General features: G+C 54.6%; 18 protein-coding genes. 8 read left to right on the top strand and 10 right to left on the bottom strand.

Annotated elements, in window-relative coordinates; translation table 11 throughout:
- The first annotated feature begins 154 nt into the window (after window positions 1–154).
- From dapC to JTP09_RS03660, 4 genes are all read left to right on the top strand, one after another.
- Complete coding sequence (gene dapC, locus JTP09_RS03675) at window positions 155–1294, top strand: succinyldiaminopimelate transaminase (RefSeq protein WP_204877083.1); 1140 nt, start codon at window positions 155–157, stop codon at window positions 1292–1294.
- 157 nt (window positions 1295–1451) lie between these two features.
- Complete coding sequence (locus JTP09_RS03670) at window positions 1452–2735, top strand: citrate synthase (protein WP_204877082.1); 1284 nt, start codon at window positions 1452–1454, stop codon at window positions 2733–2735.
- A 197-nt stretch (window positions 2736–2932) separates the two neighbouring features.
- Complete coding sequence (locus tag JTP09_RS03665) at window positions 2933–3187, top strand: type II toxin-antitoxin system Phd/YefM family antitoxin (protein WP_204877081.1); 255 nt, start codon at window positions 2933–2935, stop codon at window positions 3185–3187.
- Window positions 3188–3191: 4 nt separating this feature from the next.
- Window positions 3192–3446: a Txe/YoeB family addiction module toxin gene (locus JTP09_RS03660; protein WP_204877080.1), complete on the top strand. Its 255-nt coding sequence runs from the start codon at window positions 3192–3194 to the stop codon at window positions 3444–3446.
- A gap of 185 nt (window positions 3447–3631) precedes the next feature.
- Here JTP09_RS03660 and galE read toward each other — a convergent pair whose 3' ends face one another.
- Entirely contained in the window at window positions 3632–4645 is a 1014-nt protein-coding gene (gene galE / locus JTP09_RS03655; protein ID WP_204877079.1) for a UDP-glucose 4-epimerase GalE, read from the bottom strand.
- Between the two features lie 95 nt (window positions 4646–4740).
- Window positions 4741–5694 (bottom strand): 2,3,4,5-tetrahydropyridine-2,6-dicarboxylate N-succinyltransferase, encoded by a 954-nt coding sequence (dapD, locus tag JTP09_RS03650; RefSeq protein WP_204877078.1) that lies wholly within the window; start codon window positions 5692–5694, stop codon window positions 4741–4743.
- A 59-nt stretch (window positions 5695–5753) separates the two neighbouring features.
- Here dapD and dapE point away from each other — a divergent pair, with 59 nt between their 5' ends.
- A complete protein-coding gene (gene dapE, locus JTP09_RS03645; RefSeq protein WP_204877077.1) occupies window positions 5754–6890 on the top strand; it encodes a succinyl-diaminopimelate desuccinylase in 1137 nt (378 codons plus the stop codon).
- Between the two features lie 236 nt (window positions 6891–7126).
- Here the strand turns inward: dapE and JTP09_RS03640 are convergent, their stop codons facing one another.
- From JTP09_RS03640 to JTP09_RS03625, 4 genes are read right to left on the bottom strand one after another with little or no spacing between them, the layout of a single operon-like run.
- The gene (locus tag JTP09_RS03640) at window positions 7127–8041 is read right to left on the bottom strand and encodes an amino acid ABC transporter permease (protein WP_204877076.1); all 915 of its coding nucleotides are present in this window, start codon (window positions 8039–8041) and stop codon (window positions 7127–7129) included.
- Window positions 8038–8721, bottom strand: a complete 684-nt coding sequence (locus JTP09_RS03635) for an amino acid ABC transporter permease (RefSeq protein ID WP_204877075.1) — start codon at window positions 8719–8721, stop codon at window positions 8038–8040. Before JTP09_RS03635 ends, JTP09_RS03640 begins: the two co-directional genes overlap by 4 nt.
- A 48-nt stretch (window positions 8722–8769) precedes the next feature.
- The gene (locus tag JTP09_RS03630; protein ID WP_204877074.1) at window positions 8770–9618 is read right to left on the bottom strand and encodes a glutamate ABC transporter substrate-binding protein; all 849 of its coding nucleotides are present in this window, start codon (window positions 9616–9618) and stop codon (window positions 8770–8772) included.
- A 32-nt stretch (window positions 9619–9650) separates the two neighbouring features.
- The gene (locus JTP09_RS03625) at window positions 9651–10394 is read right to left on the bottom strand and encodes an amino acid ABC transporter ATP-binding protein (protein ID WP_204877073.1); all 744 of its coding nucleotides are present in this window, start codon (window positions 10392–10394) and stop codon (window positions 9651–9653) included.
- Window positions 10395–10577: 183 nt separating this feature from the next.
- Here JTP09_RS03625 and JTP09_RS03620 point away from each other — a divergent pair, with 183 nt between their 5' ends.
- Together JTP09_RS03620 and JTP09_RS03615 are read left to right on the top strand one after the other, a co-directional pair.
- Complete coding sequence (locus tag JTP09_RS03620; RefSeq protein WP_204877072.1) at window positions 10578–10943, top strand: DivIVA domain-containing protein; 366 nt, start codon at window positions 10578–10580, stop codon at window positions 10941–10943.
- Window positions 10936–12276, top strand: coding sequence for a hypothetical protein (locus JTP09_RS03615; protein ID WP_240334008.1), 1341 nt, complete (start codon window positions 10936–10938; stop codon window positions 12274–12276). Before JTP09_RS03620 ends, JTP09_RS03615 begins: the two co-directional genes overlap by 8 nt.
- Window positions 12277–12302: 26 nt before the next feature.
- Here JTP09_RS03615 and JTP09_RS03610 read toward each other — a convergent pair whose 3' ends face one another.
- Complete coding sequence (locus tag JTP09_RS03610; RefSeq protein WP_204877071.1) at window positions 12303–12941, bottom strand: O-methyltransferase; 639 nt, start codon at window positions 12939–12941, stop codon at window positions 12303–12305.
- A gap of 106 nt (window positions 12942–13047) precedes the next feature.
- On the opposite strand from JTP09_RS03610, the gene JTP09_RS03605 reads away from it, so the two are divergent.
- Window positions 13048–13437 carry a twin-arginine translocase TatA/TatE family subunit gene (locus JTP09_RS03605; protein WP_204877070.1) on the top strand — a complete coding sequence of 130 codons (390 nt, stop codon included), beginning with the start codon at window positions 13048–13050 and terminating at the stop codon, window positions 13435–13437.
- A gap of 82 nt (window positions 13438–13519) precedes the next feature.
- On the opposite strand, the gene JTP09_RS03600 is transcribed toward JTP09_RS03605, so the two are convergent.
- Genes JTP09_RS03600 through JTP09_RS03590 form a run of 3 tightly spaced genes read right to left on the bottom strand, consistent with a single transcriptional unit; the run spans window position 13520 to window position 16655 of the window.
- Complete coding sequence (locus JTP09_RS03600; protein ID WP_204877069.1) at window positions 13520–14689, bottom strand: Mrp/NBP35 family ATP-binding protein; 1170 nt, start codon at window positions 14687–14689, stop codon at window positions 13520–13522.
- The gene (locus tag JTP09_RS03595) at window positions 14690–15352 is read right to left on the bottom strand and encodes a DUF1003 domain-containing protein (protein WP_204877068.1); all 663 of its coding nucleotides are present in this window, start codon (window positions 15350–15352) and stop codon (window positions 14690–14692) included.
- Window positions 15345–16655 carry a magnesium transporter MgtE N-terminal domain-containing protein gene (locus JTP09_RS03590; protein ID WP_204877067.1) on the bottom strand — a complete coding sequence of 437 codons (1311 nt, stop codon included), beginning with the start codon at window positions 16653–16655 and terminating at the stop codon, window positions 15345–15347. Before JTP09_RS03590 ends, JTP09_RS03595 begins: the two co-directional genes overlap by 8 nt.
- Window positions 16656–16731: the final 76 nt, after the last annotated feature.

The raw sequence follows: 16731 nt of genomic DNA, 5'->3' as shown, positions 1-16731 counted from the left end.
GAGCTGGTTTCAAACCCGCCTAGGCATGTGCCGTAGGCGGGTTTTTTGTACCCGAAATATTCCGATGTGTAATCACTCATGTAAGGCTCATCGTCTTTTCATGATCTTTCATTAGACTTAGCTAGTAAGAGAAAATCACAAGAAAGTGCCTTCAATGCGAACTTTTGGTTTAGAACTACCCGATTACCCGTGGGACACCATGGCTCCCTATAAAAAGCTGGCGGAGGAGCACCCCGATGGTGTGGTGAACCTGTCGATTGGCACACCGGTTGATCCCACCCCTGATGTCATTCGTGAGGCGTTGGCTGCCGCTACGGACGCGCACGGTTACCCCACCACACATGGCACAGTTGAGGTGCGCCAGGCTATTGTTGATTGGTTTGCCCGCCGCCGCGATGTGCCGGGACTGAGCCTTGACCAGGTGCTACCGACCGTTGGGTCGAAAGAATTAGTGGCATGGTTGCCCTTCCTTTTGGGGTTGGGTGAGGGCGATATCGTGGTGCGCCCAACTGTTGCCTACCCCACCTATGACATTGGCGCGCAGCTTGCCGGTGCGACCCCTATCGCCGCTGATTCGCTGGCAGAACTTGATGATGAAACTCGCGCACGGGTACGTTTAGTCTGGGTCAATTCACCGGCTAACCCCACCGGTATTGTGCGCGATGTTAATGAGCTGGCCGCACTGGTGACGGACGCGCGTGCTGTGGGTGCAGTGGTTGCCTCCGATGAGTGTTACGCGGAGCTGGGCTGGGGGCAGTGGGACGAGCAACGTGGGGGCACCCGCGTCCCCTCAGTTCTTGACCCGCGCGTGAGCGGCGAGAATCAAGAACTGGTGCTCAGCGTCTATTCCCTGTCAAAACAGTCCAACCTTGCAGGCTACCGCGCCGCTTTCTGTGCCGGTGACCCCGAGATTATTGGCAATCTCTTGAACTCGCGCAAGCATGCGGGCATGATTGTTCCCGCCCCGGTGCAGGTGGCGATGGCAGTGGCTCTGGCAGATGACGCGCACGTGAACGCGCAGAAAGATATCTACCGTGCCCGTCGTGAACGCTTGTTCCCGGCAGTGGAAGCATTCGGTCTGACCGTTGAGCACTCAGAAGCCGGTCTGTACCTGTGGGCAAAATCTGATGAAGATACCTGGGGTACTATCGAGCGCTTTGCTCGTCTGGGAATCATCATCGGCCCTGGTGTTTTCTACGGGGACGCAGGGGAGGGCTACGTGCGTATTGCCCTTACCGGCACTGACGCTGATATCGACCGGGCGGTAGCCCGTCTGACGTCCCAAACCACCTAAAAGTAGAAAAATTACACGCTATGACTTGTCAAATGTGACCTGGTGCATGAAATCAGGGTAGTCTAGCAACAGAACTTTTGTGAGGTGAAAAAACTCTGCACACGCTTCAACGCTGAATACCGTGCAGTTCTTACTCTCACCGTCATCTGGAGGAAAAATGACCGATCACCACTCAGCAACCCTCAACTTCGAAGAAAAGAAGCTGACTCTACCAGGCATCAAGGCTGTTGAAGGCAACGACGCTTTCGAAACCGCTGGCCTGCTGAAAGAAACCGGGCACGTAGCCTACGACCCCGGCTTCATGAACACCGCCAACGCTAAATCAGCGATCACCTATATTGATGGTGATGAGGGCATTCTGCGCTACCGCGGCTACCCTATCGAAGAACTCGCCGCGAAGTCTAGCTTTGTTGAAGTTGCCTATCTTTTGATTTACGGTGAACTACCTACAGCAGATCAGCTAGAGAAGTTTGACACCATGATTCGTCGCCACACCATGGTACACGAAGATTTCAAGACCTTCTTCTCGGGCTTCCCCCGCGGTGCTCACCCCATGGCGGTACTCGCTGCATCAGTCTCAGCCATGTCAACCTTCTACAACGACTCACTGGACCCCTTCGACGATCACCAGGTTGAGGTCTCAACCTTCCGTCTGCTCTCAAAGGTGCCTACCCTGGCAGCATACGCCTTCCGCAAGGACAAGGGCGAGCCCCTGCTCTACCCCAAGAACGATCTGAACTACTCAGAGAACTTCTTGCGCATGTGCTTCGGCTTCCCCACCGAGGACTACGAAGTAGACCCCACCATGGCAAAGGCACTCGATACCCTCCTGCTATTGCACGCAGACCACGAGCAGAACTGCTCAGCATCAACCGTGCGCCTGGTAGGTTCAGCCCACGCCAACATGTTCACCTCCGTCTCAGGCGGCATCAACGCCCTCTACGGTCCGCTGCACGGCGGCGCCAACGAGGCAGTACTCAATATGCTGCGCAAGATTCGCGACGAAGGCATCGCACCCGAAGACTTCATGGAGAAGGTCAAGAACAAAGAAGACGGCGTACGCCTCATGGGCTTCGGTCACCGCGTCTACAAGAACTACGATCCTCGCGCTCGCATCATTAAGAAGACCGCAGACGAGGTTCTGGGCAAGATGGGCGGCGACAACGAGTTGCTTGAGATTGCTCAGCGTCTGGAAGAGAAGGCACTGGCTGATGACTACTTCATTGAGCGTAAGCTCTACCCGAACGTAGACTTCTACACCGGTCTGATCTACACCGCTATGGGCTTCCCCGAAAAGATGTTCACCGTGCTCTTCGCGCTGGGTCGTATGCCCGGTTGGATTGCTCAGTGGCGTGAAATGATTCAGGATCCCGAGACCAAGATTGGTCGCCCCCGCCAGGTATACATTGGTGAGGGTCTGCGCCACTACCCCGGTGCATAGACCACGCTAGAGTTCTGAGCAGCTAAAGGACGCGCCACCCTACTTACCTGCCCTGCGCAGGGGAGTGGGGGCGGTGCGTCCTCGTCTACCTAGTGGTATCTAACGGTGCCTTTTGAACGGCGATGCTGCCAATGAATCTGTGTATGCCTATTTTCCTTCCTGTTAAATATGTACAATAAATTGTACAAGGAGGAAAAATGAAAACAATGACCTACTCAGAATCACGAGCACGTTATGCAGAAGTCATGACGAGCGTAGTCGATGACTGCGAAGAAATCGTTATCACCCGCGCTGGGCATGAACCGGTGGTCATGCTTTCTCTACGCGAATATGATTCGCTGAAAGAAACAGCCTACCTCAAACGCTCACCCCGTAATGCTGCGCGAGTATCTGCATCTATCGAGCGTTTACGCTCAGGCATGGGTAGTGAACACAACCTCATCGACGAGTAAGCCCATGAAAATTGTCTGGGATGAAGCAGCTTGGGAGGACTACCTGTGGTGGCAGGTACAGGATCGCAAAGTGCTGAAACGAATAAACCTGCTCATCAAAAATATTGCCCGCAATGGGCATGAAGGTATCGGAAAACCTGAAGCGCTCAAACATGACTGGTCGGGCTTTTGGTCCCGGCGTATTACTGATGAGCACAGACTTATCTACGCACTCACAGAGGATAGTCTGCTCATCGCCTCCTGCCGGTACCACTATTAGAAGGCTGATGTCCCCCCCCCCTACTACGAAACTTACCGTGTGCCCACGTACTACCCGGGGGGCTGGACGGTGCGTCCTTGAGCTTTCTAGTGGCGAGCTTTCTTCTGTCTGGGACAGCATATAAAAAGTGGGTGGCTACCTCTGGGAAAGAGATGGACACCCACTTTTTGAGCTAAAGTTGAGTTCTAGGCTTCGTACCCGTTGGGGTTATTCTTCTGCCAGTTCCAATGATCTCGCACCATGGTCTTGATGTCGCGGGTAGCGCTCCACCCCAGATCGGCAAGGGCGGAGGAAGGATCAGCGTAGGAGACAGCGACGTCGCCGGGTCGGCGGTCTACAATCTTGTAGGGCAGTTCCTTACCTGCTGCCTCTTCAAAGGCATGTAGAACTTCAAGAACCGAATAGCCGTTGCCGGTGCCTAAGTTCCAGGTGTGCAAGCCACCGTGCTCGGCGATGTAATCCAGTGCCTTGAGGTGGCCATCCGCCAAATCAACCACGTGAATGTAGTCGCGCACACCGGTGCCATCAACCGTGGGGTAGTCGTTGCCAAAGACGTTCAGGTACTCGCGGCGTCCCACCGCAACCTGAGCAATGAAGGGCACCAGGTTATTGGGAATACCGGCGGGGTCTTCACCAATGCGACCAGACTCGTGAGCGCCAACCGGGTTGAAATAGCGCAGCAGGGCAATGTTCCAAGAATTATCTGAGGCAGCCAGGTCAACCAGCATGTCCTCAATATGTTCCTTGGTACGACCGTAGCAGGACTGCGCGTCCATATTAACCTTTTCAACCAGGGGCATCTCTTCAGGAGCACCGTAAACCGTAGCCGATGATGAGAAAACAATAGACTTGCAGCCTGATTCTTCCATCGCGTACAGCAGGTTGAGGGTACCGGCTACGTTGGTCTGGTAGTACCACAGGGGCTTCTCAGCCGATTCACCCACAGCCTTGAGACCAGCGAAGTGAATCACAGCATCGGGCTTCACCTCGTTGAAAAGATCCTTCATACCCTGCAGATCAAGCAAATCAACCTGGTGGAAAGCTGCCTTCTTGCCAGTTAGCTCAGCAACACGCGCCAGCGATTCCTCCGATGAGTTCGCCAGATTGTCCATCACGGTTACATCGTGGCCTGCCTCAAGAAGCTCCAATACGGTATGCGAACCGATGTAGCCGGCACCGCCGGTCACCAAAATCTTCATAGTTTCTCCTTCTGTCAATCAACTACTGCTTTAAGTCTAAAACGGGGCGTCCTCTGATAACAGCCAGAAAACACCCCGCATAGAAAAGAGAATCTTTAGTTAGCGTGCAAAGCGTCGTTGAGCTCAACAGTTTTTCCGACGCGAGGCAGCACCTCAATAGCACCGGTGAGTGAGTTACGACGGAAGAGTAGGTGTGAAACGCCTGAGAGTTCAACAGCCTTGAACACCTTGGGTTCTGCACCCTTCTCAACAAAAACGTTCACGCGTGAGCCAGCAGTGATGTAAAGACCAGCCTCAACTACGCAGTCATCACCGAGGGCGATACCGATGCCAGCTTCAGCACCGATGAGTGAGCGTTCGCCCACGCGCACACGCTCGGTACCGCCGCCTGATAGGGTGCCCATGGTGGAGGCACCGCCACCGATATCCGAACCATCACCGACAATGACGCCCTGGGAAATGCGTCCTTCAACCATTGAGGTGCCCAGGGTACCCGCGTTGAAGTTCACGAAACCTTCGTGCATGACGGTGGTTCCTGATGCAAGATGAGCGCCCAGACGTACACGGTCGGCATCACCAATACGAACACCAGCGGGTACCACATAGTCAATCATGCGGGGGAACTTATCAACATGACTGACGCTCAGATGACCGCGCTTACGCAAACCGATGGCAAGAGCGTTGAACTCTGAAGCGAGAACCGGACCAAAATTGGTCCAGGCAACATTGGCGAGCTGACCGAACAGACCATCAAGATTAATAGAGTTCGGCTCCACCAGGCGGTGCGAGAGCAAGTGCAGACGCAGGTAAGCATCCGAAGCATCGGCGGGCGCCTCATCAAGGTTGATGCTCACCTCTACGACCTCGGTACGAACGTTGCGAGCAGCGTCCTCACCCACTAGCTCGGTCAGCTGCTGCTGGACGCTTGCATCTGCTGAGGCTGAAAGGGCAGGAGCAGGGAACCAGGTATCGAGAGCGGTACCTGCATTGTTACCTGAATGGACGATGGTTGCCAGACCAAAGCCTGAAGCTGTGCGTGAATTAGTCATACTCTCAAGACTACGAAACAAAAAGGGCGTAGCTCAAGAACTGGCTGTATGGTGGACACATGACAAAGACACTTGCACCTAGCGACTTTGAATCTTATGGTCCGAAAACCCTCGATATTGGGCAGGACGTAGCCCAGCTGACCCAGGATCTTCTTGATATTTTTTCGGTATCGGGTGAAGAGAAGTGTCTTGCCGATGCCGTTGAACAGCAGCTGACTGCCCTGAGCCACCTGAGCGTAGTTCGCAATGGGGATTCCATTATTGCTCGCACCAACTGGGGTAAATCCCAGCGGGTCGTTTTGGCGGGGCACCTTGATACCGTACCCCTGCCTCAGGTTGAGGGTTCGCTCGGAACAGTACCTTCACGCTGGATTGAAGAGGACGGCGAACAGATACTTTACGGACGCGGTGCCACCGACATGAAGGGCGGAGTAGCGGTGCAGTTGGCACTAGCTGCTACCCTGACCGATGCAGCGTACGACATCACTTATGTTTTCTATGACCACGAAGAAGTCGCATCAGAACTTTCTGGTCTTGCTCGCCTGATGCGCGAACACCGTGACTTACTGACCGACGCTGACTTTGCCGTGCTGCTGGAACCCACCGACGGCACCATCGAGGGCGGTTGCAACGGCACTATGCGCTTCTGGGTTCACTGCGCGGGCAAAGCCGCCCATTCAGGACGCGCCTGGGTAGGGGAGAACGCCATTCACAAGATGGGCGATGTGCTCACCCGACTGGCAACCTACAAACCGCAGACCTACGAGGTGGAGGGACTTGCCTACCGTGAGGGCCTCAACGCCGTACAAATCAGGGGCGGAGTTGCCGGTAACGTCATCCCCGACGCTGCCTCGGTACACATCAACTACCGCTTTGCCCCCAATAAAACCCTTGACGAGGCAATCGCCCACGTTGAAGAAGTTTTTGAAGGCTACGAGCTAGACTTCGTCGACCAGTCATCGGCCGCCCGCCCCGGTCTTGACGCTGAACTCTCGCGCTCTCTGATCGAATCGGTAGGGCAAGAACCCAAACCCAAGTACGGGTGGACGGACGTAGCCCGATTTTCTGAAATCGGCATACCCGCCGTGAACTTTGGTCCCGGCGACGCCCTCCTAGCCCACACAGACAACGAACATGTGAGTGCCTCGGCTATTGACAAGTGCTACCGGGCGCTGAAGCGGTGGCTGATCGCCTAGAGAATTATTGAGTGTGTAGGGGGGGGCTACCTGCCGAATTTCCACCTCTGAACCAGTCCATTTTCCGCAAGTGAATCGATTGTTTTTCTATAATTCTGCCGATTCTTTTTCTCTGCCTCAGAGACTCTACCGACGGCTCAGACGGTGTTTGAAGACATTCAAAAGCACCCGCGTCCTGACCCCAAGAAAAGGGCAGGGTCGCGGGTGCTCGTTTAACTAAGTGAAGGCTGCAAGGCTTACGCCTTGGGGATCTTGAACATCATTTCGGTCTTGGGACGCGCGTCGTCGACTTCACCGGGAACACCGTCAGCGTGCTTAATAGCAACATCTGAACGTGAGCTCATGAACTTCGAAAGGTACTCAGCTAAGAGAGTGAGCGCAAAGTTGATAACGATGAAGATTAGCGCAGCTAGCAACAGCATCTGCAAGATGTTGCCCTCACCCGAACCGAAGCGGCGTGCCGAAGCCAGCAGCTCGGGGTAAGAGATGATATAGCCCAGCGCGGTATCTTTCAGAATGACTACAAACTGTGAGAGCAGTGATGGCATCATAGCCGTCATCGCCTGGGGTACCAGAACAGAGGTCAGTACCTTCCAAGGGGTTAGACCAATTGCTAGACCCGCCTCGCCCTGACCCTTGGGCAGCTGGTGAACACCAGAGCGCAGCAGCTCAGCAATCACAGAACCGTTATAGAGAGTCAAACCCAAAACCACGGCGATGAAGGGCAACTGTGAGGGCGAGAAAATCGAGAACTGACCCAAGAACAGCCAGAAGAAAATCATCATAATCAGCACGGGTACTGCGCGGAAGAACTCCACCACCACGGTGCCAAACCAGCGCACCGGAGCTAACGGTGAAAGACGTGCCATACCAAAGAAAATGCCAAAAGCTACCGAAGTAATTACAGCAATCAGGGCAGCTTTAAGGGTGTTGAACAGACCGGGCAGTAGGTAGTTAGCCCACAGATTACCTGAGAAAAGTGATGTCCACTTTTCTGCTTCTAACTGGCCCTGGCGGTGCATGACTACACCGATGTAAAGCAGCAAGGCTGCAATCAGCACCAGCGAAACAATATTGAAAATGCGGGTGCGGGCGCGAGCCTTGGGCCCGGGAATATCAAAGAGTACGGACGTAGTTACGTGACGTTTCATCGCTTCACCGCCAGCTTACGGGACGCCCAGGTGGTCAGGACGCCGATGGGAACAACAATGACCACAAAGCCCATTGCGAAAACAAAGAAGATCATGAAAATCAAATCAGAGTTGAACTCAATCATCGATTTCATCATGCCTGAGGCTTCAGCCACGGACGCTACGGTGGCAACCGTCGTGTTCTTGGCAAGAGCAATCAGGGTGTTGCCAAGCGGGGTAATAGACCCGCGTAGCGCTTGGGGGAAAATCACGTGGCGGGCTGTCGCCATGAAGTCCAAACCGATGGCGCGCGCTGCCTCAGCCTGCCCCACGGGAACGGTGTTCACACCCGAGCGGATTGCCTCACACACAAAAGCTGCGTGATAAATCGCCAGAACAATCACCGCGTAGAGAAAAAAGTTGGTTTCAAAATTTGATGAAAGTGAGAGCTGAAACTGGGTCCAGACACCCAAGATTGCCAGGGTCATCAAAATAGTGAGGGGAGTGTTACGTACGAGGTGTACGTAAGCTGTGCCTGCCAAACGGAGGGAGGGAACGGGGGAAATACGCATAAGCGCTAGAACTAAGCCGAGGACGAAAGCGCCGATAGCTGCCCAGAAGGTCAGCTGAACGTTCGTCCAAAACGCTCCCAAAACATTGTAGGTTTCAAAGAGCGTGGAGAGCTGTTCAGAGAACGACATGAAAGTCTCCATCTAATAAGTAAAAAGTGGGTGCCATTTTTTCAACTACTATTTTTTCTCAACGGTGGCGCAAGCATCAGTGAGCTTGGGCGGATTGAGTTCGGTGTTGTATTTGAAGCCTGAATCGCCAACGCTCTTGGCGAGAGCTTCTTCCCAGACGCCGGTTTCAACCATCTTGTTGATGGCAGCGTTAATGGCAGGGCACTTATCGGAGCCCTTGGGCAGACCAACACCGTAGCGTTCGGTCGTGAACGTATTGCCCACAACCTTGAGCTCACCCTTGTTGGCTTTGGTGGAGGCAAGACCTGCCAGAATGATGTCATCGGTGGTTACCGCGTCCACCATGCCTGCGTTGAGCGCCACTACGCAGTCGGAGTAGGAGTTCTGCTGAACCAGCTGCACCGTTGAGGTGTATTTATCTTGAATCTTCTTCGCTGAGGTTGAACCGGTCACTGAGCACAGATCCTTACCGCCCAAGGATTCAGGGCCTGTGACGTCAGTATTGCCCTCTTGCACGAGAAGGTCCTGACCCGCCACAAAGTAAGGACCTGCAAAATCCACTGTTTTCAGGCGGGTTTCAGAGATGGAGTAGGTCGCAAAAATCATGTCAACCTGACCGTTGGAAAGCATGTTTTCACGGTTTGAAGAGGGGGATTCCACCCACTCAATCTGATCTTCTGCGTACCCCAGCTCGTTGGCGACGTAGCGGGCGACTTCGGTATCAAAACCGGTGTATTCGCGTCCGTCTTGGTAACCCAGACCGGGCTGGTCGTACTTGATACCGATGCGCAGAGTGTCTTCACCGGTGGAGGAACCGCAACCGGTGAACACTAGCGCAGCCGTGGCAGCAAGTGCGGTGCCTGCTGCCGCTTTTTTCGTGAGGAATGAGTATGCCATGAAGGTTCTTCTTTCAAAGAAAGGCGCGGTGCCTAGTGGTTGAGAATCTTGCCGAGGAAATCTCGTGCGCGCTCTGACTTGGGGTTAGAGAAGAATTCATCGGGTGTTGCTTCTTCAACAATCTGGCCCTCCGCTAGGAAGACGATGCGGTCAGCTGCTTTGCGAGCGAAACCCATTTCGTGGGTAACAACGATCATGGTCATACCTTCGCGGGCGAGCGCCACCATGGTGTCAAGCACTTCATTGACCATTTCGGGGTCGAGTGCGCTGGTGGGTTCGTCAAAGAGCATGACTTTGGGTTTCATGGCGAGTGCGCGGGCGATGGCGACGCGCTGCTGCTGACCGCCGGAGAGCTGGGCGGGCATCTTGTTTGCTTGAGACTCAACGCCTACTTTTTTGAGCAGTTCCATTGCTTCTGCTTCTGCTTCTGCTTTGGATAGACCGCGTACTTTGCGGGGGCCGAGGGTGACGTTATCGAGAATGGATTTGTGGGCGAAGAGGTTGAAGGACTGAAAGACCATGCCGACTTCTGCGCGGAGGTTGGCGAGTTCTTTACCTTCTGATGGCAGTACTTTGCCGTCGATGAGGATGTCGCCGTTGTCGATGGGCTCAAGGCGGTTGATGGTGCGGCAGAGGGTAGATTTTCCGGAGCCGGAGGGGCCGAGGAGAATGATAACTTCGCCCTTGCCGACTTCGAGGTTGATGTTTTTGAGAACGTGCAGGTCGCCGTAGTGTTTGTTGATATTGCGAACCTGAACGAGCGATTGACTGCTCATTGAGTTCCTCCTTGGAACGGTGGATGGGCGCCCTCGTGTAGCATGTAGAGAGCTGCTGATGTCCGAGAACATGGGCTTACAGTACTGGCATTAGGTAACCGGCGTGTTACGCGGTAAAAGCAAAAATTTACACAGAATTTATACGTGTTTCATATCACCCTAGCATATGGAGAAGGGTACCACATGGCATACATCTTGGTAACACTGACAGCTGCGGCAGCAGTGGGTATAGCGCTGGCAGCGGTGTTGTTAGGTAAAGACAGGGTGTTTCCGGGGCAACGTTTCTTTGAATACGTATCCACTGATGGAGTTGCTCTCACCTCGGGAGTAGACCCCGCCCACGTACTCTCAGATAACCCTTCTTCTGAAGAGCTGAAACGGGTGAAGTTCGCGACCTCTGTTGCTGGGTATAACAAAGACGAAGTTGATCAGTTCGTGCAGCTTCTGCTGGAGCAAAACGCTGCTTTGAGAGAGCGCGTTAGCCAGCACCCGTATTCAGCATTCGAGACAGCAGAAACACCGCACCGTGCTGTGAGCAACCGTGACTAAAAAGATGCAAGCTGTCACCGGTTCAGACCAGGTAACCCAGCGTCCACGCACAGCGAGCGAACATCTCATGGCAGTTTGGCTGCGCATCGTATTTCTCGTGAGCGGTCTGCCGGTCTGGACGCAGGTGCTGGCAGTCTACGGCGTGTCACGGGTGTGGGGCTGGCTGGTCTTTTCAACGGTTGCCGCCCAACAAATGGTGAGCCCCTGGGGTGAAGGTCCCTTGAGCTACAGCCGGTTTTTAGGGCTGTGGGACGCCGGCTGGTATGAGCAAATCGCCCACGAAGGCTACCCTACGACTTTGCCCCGCGATGCTAACGAAACGGTAGAACAAAACACCTGGGCGTTCATGCCGCTGTTTCCACTAGTGGCAGGTGCTCTAGCAGCTGGGCTGGGTACACCGTATATGAGTGTAGCTATCGCTCTTGCTTTGTTTTCTGGCTTCGCAGCATCCTGGGCTATCTACCTTCTCTTCGGTGAAGCTCTACGGCGCACCGGCTACACCCGTAGAATACAAAGACAGCACGGGGCACAAACTCACGAGTCAGCCCATACTCTTGCCCTGTGGGCGGTCGCTTTGGTTGGCTTTGCACCCGTCTCTGCTATCTTGCAGGTACCTTACGCCGAGTCTTTTAACCTCTTGTTCCTGGCTACAACCCTGTATCTGTTGCTTCGCCAGCGCTATTTCCTGTTGTTGCCTTTTGCCCTGGCAACCTGCCTCTCGCGTCCTATCGGTGTACCCTTGGGCGCAACCCTGGGGCTATGGTGGGCGTGGTGCCTTATCACCGATGTGTACCAGCACCGCGCCCCATGGATGCGTGCCTTTACCCAGCGAGCACCGCAACTTATGAGCGCTCTGGCGGTCTGCGGATTCGCGCTCTTATGGCCTGCCCTTGCCTGGTGGGCTACCGGTCAGATGGATGCGTATACAGCCACCGAAACAGCCTGGCGTGGCACCCACCTCACCGTTATTCTTCCCTGGTTTACCCAGAGCTACCACTACTTGGGCGTTATTGGCCCGATGGCTTTCCTACTGCTTCTAGCAGGTGGCGTAGCTGCTCTATTGACACCGGTAACGAGTCGGGTGTTGCCGCCTGAATTGCGCCTGTGGTGCGCCTGCTTTGCCGGCTATTTGCTACTGTTCTGGTTTCCGCAAAGCTCAACTTTTCGGATGCTGCTGCCCCTGTTCGTTCTAGCGTTGCCGATCGTCGCGCTCTCTACCTCACGTGCCTACCGGTACTTGCTTTTGCTCACCGGTGCTACCGGTCAGTGGGTTTGGGTAGGGTGGCTCTGGCATTGGAAGCAGCTGCCAGGCGGGGGAGACTACCCGCCGTAAACCCTCGCTGCCCCAGCGAGGGGAAGCTACTTTTTATAAACCAGCAAAAGCCCCTCACCAGCATGCACGAGAGAGATGAAAATATCGTCAATCTCCCTCAGAGCGGTGAGTACCTCACGGTGGTTCTGGGTAATTGTATCGCGGGTAGCAGGAGAAGCCACCAGCCCCGAATTAAGCGCGTCATGGGCAATCAGCAAACCACCGGGCTTGAGCAAAGCCAAGCACTCGTAGACATAGTGGGCAAAATTCTCTGCATCAGCATCAACGAAGGCTAAATCGTAGGAGTTCTCTGAGAGCCTGCGGAGAATCCCCGATGCGTCCCCGGTAATCGCCCGCACGCGGTGGGTGAGGTCAAAACCGCCAGCCTTGATAGCTTCTTTCGCCAGATGCTCGCGTGTTGAATCAATATCCATGGTGGTCAAAGTAGCCCCAGCCGGTAGCCCCTCTAAAAGAGCGAGGGTTGAAACCCCGCTACCGGTGCCCACCTCAACGACCTGACGCGCACCGGAGATCGCCGCTAATACCGTTAGCAGGGACGCCGCTGCTGGGCTCACCGCCCGAACGCCCCACCGCGCGCTGTGTTCACGGGCTTGCACGGCGAGTGCATCCTGAACAGGGAACTCATCGCAAAAAGCATCGCTCAACTGACGCGCTTGAATAGCCACTCTTACACAACTTTCAGGTCAAAAAAACAGGTGATTCATCAATATCATATAGAGCCATTGCCCACCTGAGAGGTTTTTCTGCTCAAAGACAGGTAAACTCTGGTGTGTGTTTGGAATCAATGGTGTTGAATTTATAATCATCGTCGTCATCGCGCTTGTGGTGATCGGCCCCGAACGCATGCCTGAATATGCGCAACAGGCCAAAGAGTTCATCAAATCTATGCGTCGCATGGCCTTTGATGCTAAGGACGACCTCAAAGAGACCTTGGGACCGGGCCTTGAAGATATTAACTGGCGTCAATACGATCCTCGTCAGTATGACCCGCGTACTATTGTGCGTGAGGCACTGGCAGAAGACGACGCTGAGCGCGAGAAGGAACGCTCTGAGACCCAGGCACAAGGCAGGGAGCTGACTCCCGCAGCCAATGCATCATCAGTGCCCCCTCAGCGTCTGAGCGCTGGAGCGCTCGCCCCCTTCGATATTGAGGCAACCTAAAACTTTGTAAAACTACATACGCAAAAGCCCGGCCTTTCATCAAGACCGGGCTTTTGCGTATGCGAGAGTCTAAAACCTACCCTTAGAAGTTCAGGGGTAACTTGCGCCCCGCGAGGTTACGCTTGGCATGACCTAAGGTCTGTGCAACAGCACGCAGAGCAGAACCTGCCGGTGAATCAGGAGCTGACCAGACCACGGGCCTACCTGCGTCCCCACCTGCACGTAAAGAAACATCCAGGGGAACAGAACCCAGCTCAGGAACCTCATAGCCCAGCACCTCACCCAGCCGCTCAGAAAGCACCTGACCGCCGCCGGAGCCGAAAACCTCAACCGCTGAACCATCGGGCATCACCATAGCGCTCATGTTCTCAACAATGCCCACTACTTTCTGCTCCGTTTGCAAACTGAGCGTACCGGCACGCTGCGCGACATCCACCGCAGCAAGCTGCGGGGTTGATACCAAAACAAGCTCAGCGGTGGGCAGCAACTGCGCCATCGAAATCGCAATATCACCGGTGCCTGGGGGCAAATCGAGCAAGAGCACGTCAAGGTCACCGAAATACACATCCGTCAAAAACTGCTCTAACGCCCGGTGCAGCATCGGACCGCGCCACGCCACCGGCTGAACACTATCAACAAACATGCCAATAGAAATCACCTTGATGAAACCTGGCTCAACCGCAGAATGCTGGCGCTGCCACGCAGCCAACTCCTCATCGGGCAACGAAACCACCGGCGGAACAATCATTTCTTCTAATCTGGTGGGTGCCTGGGTAATACCCAACAAACCGGGTACCGAGAAGCCGTGAACATCAGCATCGACCACGCCCACCTTGAGTCCCTGAGATGCAAAAGCCGCCGCCAAGTTTACAGTTACCGAAGACTTACCCACTCCACCTTTACCGGAGACCACCGCGTAGACCTTCGTCAACGAATCGGGGGACGCAAAGGGATTCACCCTGGCACTATGCCCCAATTTTTCGCGCAACACAGTGCGCTGATCGGGGGTCATATACCCCACCTCAACAATCACCTCGCGCACACCCTCAACCGTTGAGACAGCGGCTTTCACATCCGCCTCAATCGTCGAGCGTAGCGGGCAACCCTCAATAGTTAGCAAGACCGAAACCATCGCAACACCGTCCACCAAACGGGCACTTTCTACCATGCCCAGCTCAGTAATCGGTCGACGCAACTCAGGATCATCAACCCGACCCAGCGCCTCTAACAGTGCAACATCGATCTGCTCCATCTAGCTATCGGCCTTTTCTAAATCCTTGACCAACTTTTTACTGCCAGACTTCTTACGCTCTGACTTCCGCTCGCCCTTACGCTCAGACTTCTTCTCAGCACTACCTTCTGAACCACCCTCTTGATCAGCGGCGTCCGCCTCGCCCTCATCAACACGCGCGTCCTCTTTCTGCATCTCCAGAAGCTCCTCAAGAACATCGCGCAACTCGCTACGCACAAAATCACGCGTCGCAACATCGCGCATCGCAATACGCAAAGACGCAATCTCACGGGTCAGGTACTCAGTTTCCTCAAGATTCTGCTGATCCCTCTTACGATCCTCTTTCGCCACCACGCGGTCGCGGTCATCCTGGCGGTTCTGCGCCAACAGCAACAGAGGCGCAGCATACGACGCCTGCAAAGACAGCATCAGCGTCAGCAGAGTATAGTTAAGCGCTCGCGGGTCGAACTGCATATGCTCGGGTGCCAGCGTATTCCAGCCAATCCAGACCACGCAGAACAGGGTCATCCACATCAAAAACTGCGGAGTACCCATATAGCGGGCGAAACCCTCGGTCATACGACCGAAAGCATCGGGGTTGGGTTTGTAGGTAAAAAGTTTGCGGCGGGCGCGCTGGGGAGTACTCAGAGAATTCGCTGAGCGGTCACGAGACTTATCATTCATAACGGCGACCTACCTTTCGAATGGGAGTTCCATCATCGTATGTGCGCCAGTCATCGGGCAAGAGCGCATCGAGAACGTCATCAATAGTCACCGCTCCCACCAGACGGTTAGAGTCGTTGACCACGGGCAAAATGGTGAGGTCATAGGTTGCCAGAACGCGCGAGAGCTCCTCAAGAGAACTCATATCAGAGACCGGCTCAATGGAGCTGTCTAAGAGAGTTCCCACCTGCACCGACGGGGGAACACGCAGCAACTGCTGCATATGAACCATGCCCAAATATTTGCCGGTGGGGGTTTCTTGGGGCGGACGCGTGACCAAGACCGCTGCTGCCATTGCCGGGGAGATTTCCTCCTGGCGAATATGCGCCAGCGCCTCGGCAACGGTAGCCTCCGGGGGCAAAATAACGGGGACGGGGTTCATCAAAGAACCCGCAGTACCCTCTTCATACTCCAGTAGTCGGCGAACATCGTCCGCTTCTTCAACATCCATGAGCTGCAGCAACTCTTCACGCTGGGCATCAGAGAGCTCGTTAAGAAGGTCAGCCGCGTCATCGGGTTCCATTTCTTCAAGAACCTGCGCTGCGCGTTCGAGGTCAAGGTGCGAAAGAATTTCTACCTGGTCGTCCTCGGGCAGCTCCTGCATCACGTCCGCAAGACGTTCGTCCTGAAGCTCCTGAGCGACCTCAATCATGCGCTTATCGTTCATCTCATGTAGCGCATCCGCTAGGTCAGCGGCCTGGGAATTCTCGTGGGTAGCCACAAACGAAGTAGCTGCCTGGGGCTCGTGATCGGTTGAAATAACCGCCTCGTTCCAATCAACCACCAGGGTTTGCTGCCTGCGACGCATGAGACCGCTTTGACCGGTGCCGCGAGAAACAAACAGCTCAGAGATAATCCAGTCTCCGTTGCGGCGTTGCTCCATTGCAACATCCTCAATGGTTGCTTCGCCTGAGCCGTCTTCTAAACGCACTTTGCGGTCGAATAGCTCAGCGACCACGAGAGCTTCAGAACCACGCTGCTCAAAGCGACGCAAATTAACCAGACCGGTTGAAATCACCTGGGTAGAGTCAATAGAGGTTACTCGGGTCATGGGCACAAAGATACGCTTTTTGCCTAGCACCTCAATGACGATACCTACAACAACGGGTTCTTTGCCGGGAATCGCGCGGGTTGCTTGATCGGCAACAAAGCTGCCTTTGAGCACCACAATATCTCGTACTCGCCCCAGACGGTCGCCCATGGGGTCAAAAACATCGAGGCCTAGAAGTCGGGCAATAAAAATTTTATTAGGTGCAGTACTCACAGTTAATAGACTAGGGCGTTATGTTGCGATAAACCCACTACAACCTTGCAGATGTGGGGTATTGCACCCCAATATC

Source organism: Rothia sp. ZJ1223 (genome assembly GCF_016900985.1).
Classification (GTDB): domain Bacteria; phylum Actinomycetota; class Actinomycetes; order Actinomycetales; family Micrococcaceae; genus Rothia.
This window is presented reverse-complemented; position numbering and strand designations above follow the sequence as displayed.

What these genes read in the sequence shown, in the direction of transcription:
- dapC (WP_204877083.1), top strand. Translation starts at nt 155, where the DNA reads ATGCGAACTTTTGGTTTAGAACTACCCGATTACCCGTGGGACACCATG.
- JTP09_RS03670 (WP_204877082.1), top strand. Translation starts at nt 1,452, where the DNA reads ATGACCGATCACCACTCAGCAACCCTCAACTTCGAAGAAAAGAAGCTG.
- JTP09_RS03665 (WP_204877081.1), top strand. Translation starts at nt 2,933, where the DNA reads ATGAAAACAATGACCTACTCAGAATCACGAGCACGTTATGCAGAAGTC.
- JTP09_RS03660 (WP_204877080.1), top strand. Translation starts at nt 3,192, where the DNA reads ATGAAAATTGTCTGGGATGAAGCAGCTTGGGAGGACTACCTGTGGTGG.
- galE (WP_204877079.1), bottom strand. Translation starts at nt 4,645, where the DNA reads ATGAAGATTTTGGTGACCGGCGGTGCCGGCTACATCGGTTCGCATACC.
- dapD (WP_204877078.1), bottom strand. Translation starts at nt 5,694, where the DNA reads ATGACTAATTCACGCACAGCTTCAGGCTTTGGTCTGGCAACCATCGTC.
- dapE (WP_204877077.1), top strand. Translation starts at nt 5,754, where the DNA reads ATGACAAAGACACTTGCACCTAGCGACTTTGAATCTTATGGTCCGAAA.
- JTP09_RS03640 (WP_204877076.1), bottom strand. Translation starts at nt 8,041, where the DNA reads ATGAAACGTCACGTAACTACGTCCGTACTCTTTGATATTCCCGGGCCC.
- JTP09_RS03635 (WP_204877075.1), bottom strand. Translation starts at nt 8,721, where the DNA reads ATGTCGTTCTCTGAACAGCTCTCCACGCTCTTTGAAACCTACAATGTT.
- JTP09_RS03630 (WP_204877074.1), bottom strand. Translation starts at nt 9,618, where the DNA reads ATGGCATACTCATTCCTCACGAAAAAAGCGGCAGCAGGCACCGCACTT.
- JTP09_RS03625 (WP_204877073.1), bottom strand. Translation starts at nt 10,394, where the DNA reads ATGAGCAGTCAATCGCTCGTTCAGGTTCGCAATATCAACAAACACTAC.
- JTP09_RS03620 (WP_204877072.1), top strand. Translation starts at nt 10,578, where the DNA reads ATGGCATACATCTTGGTAACACTGACAGCTGCGGCAGCAGTGGGTATA.
- JTP09_RS03600 (WP_204877069.1), bottom strand. Translation starts at nt 14,689, where the DNA reads ATGGAGCAGATCGATGTTGCACTGTTAGAGGCGCTGGGTCGGGTTGAT.
- JTP09_RS03595 (WP_204877068.1), bottom strand. Translation starts at nt 15,352, where the DNA reads ATGAATGATAAGTCTCGTGACCGCTCAGCGAATTCTCTGAGTACTCCC.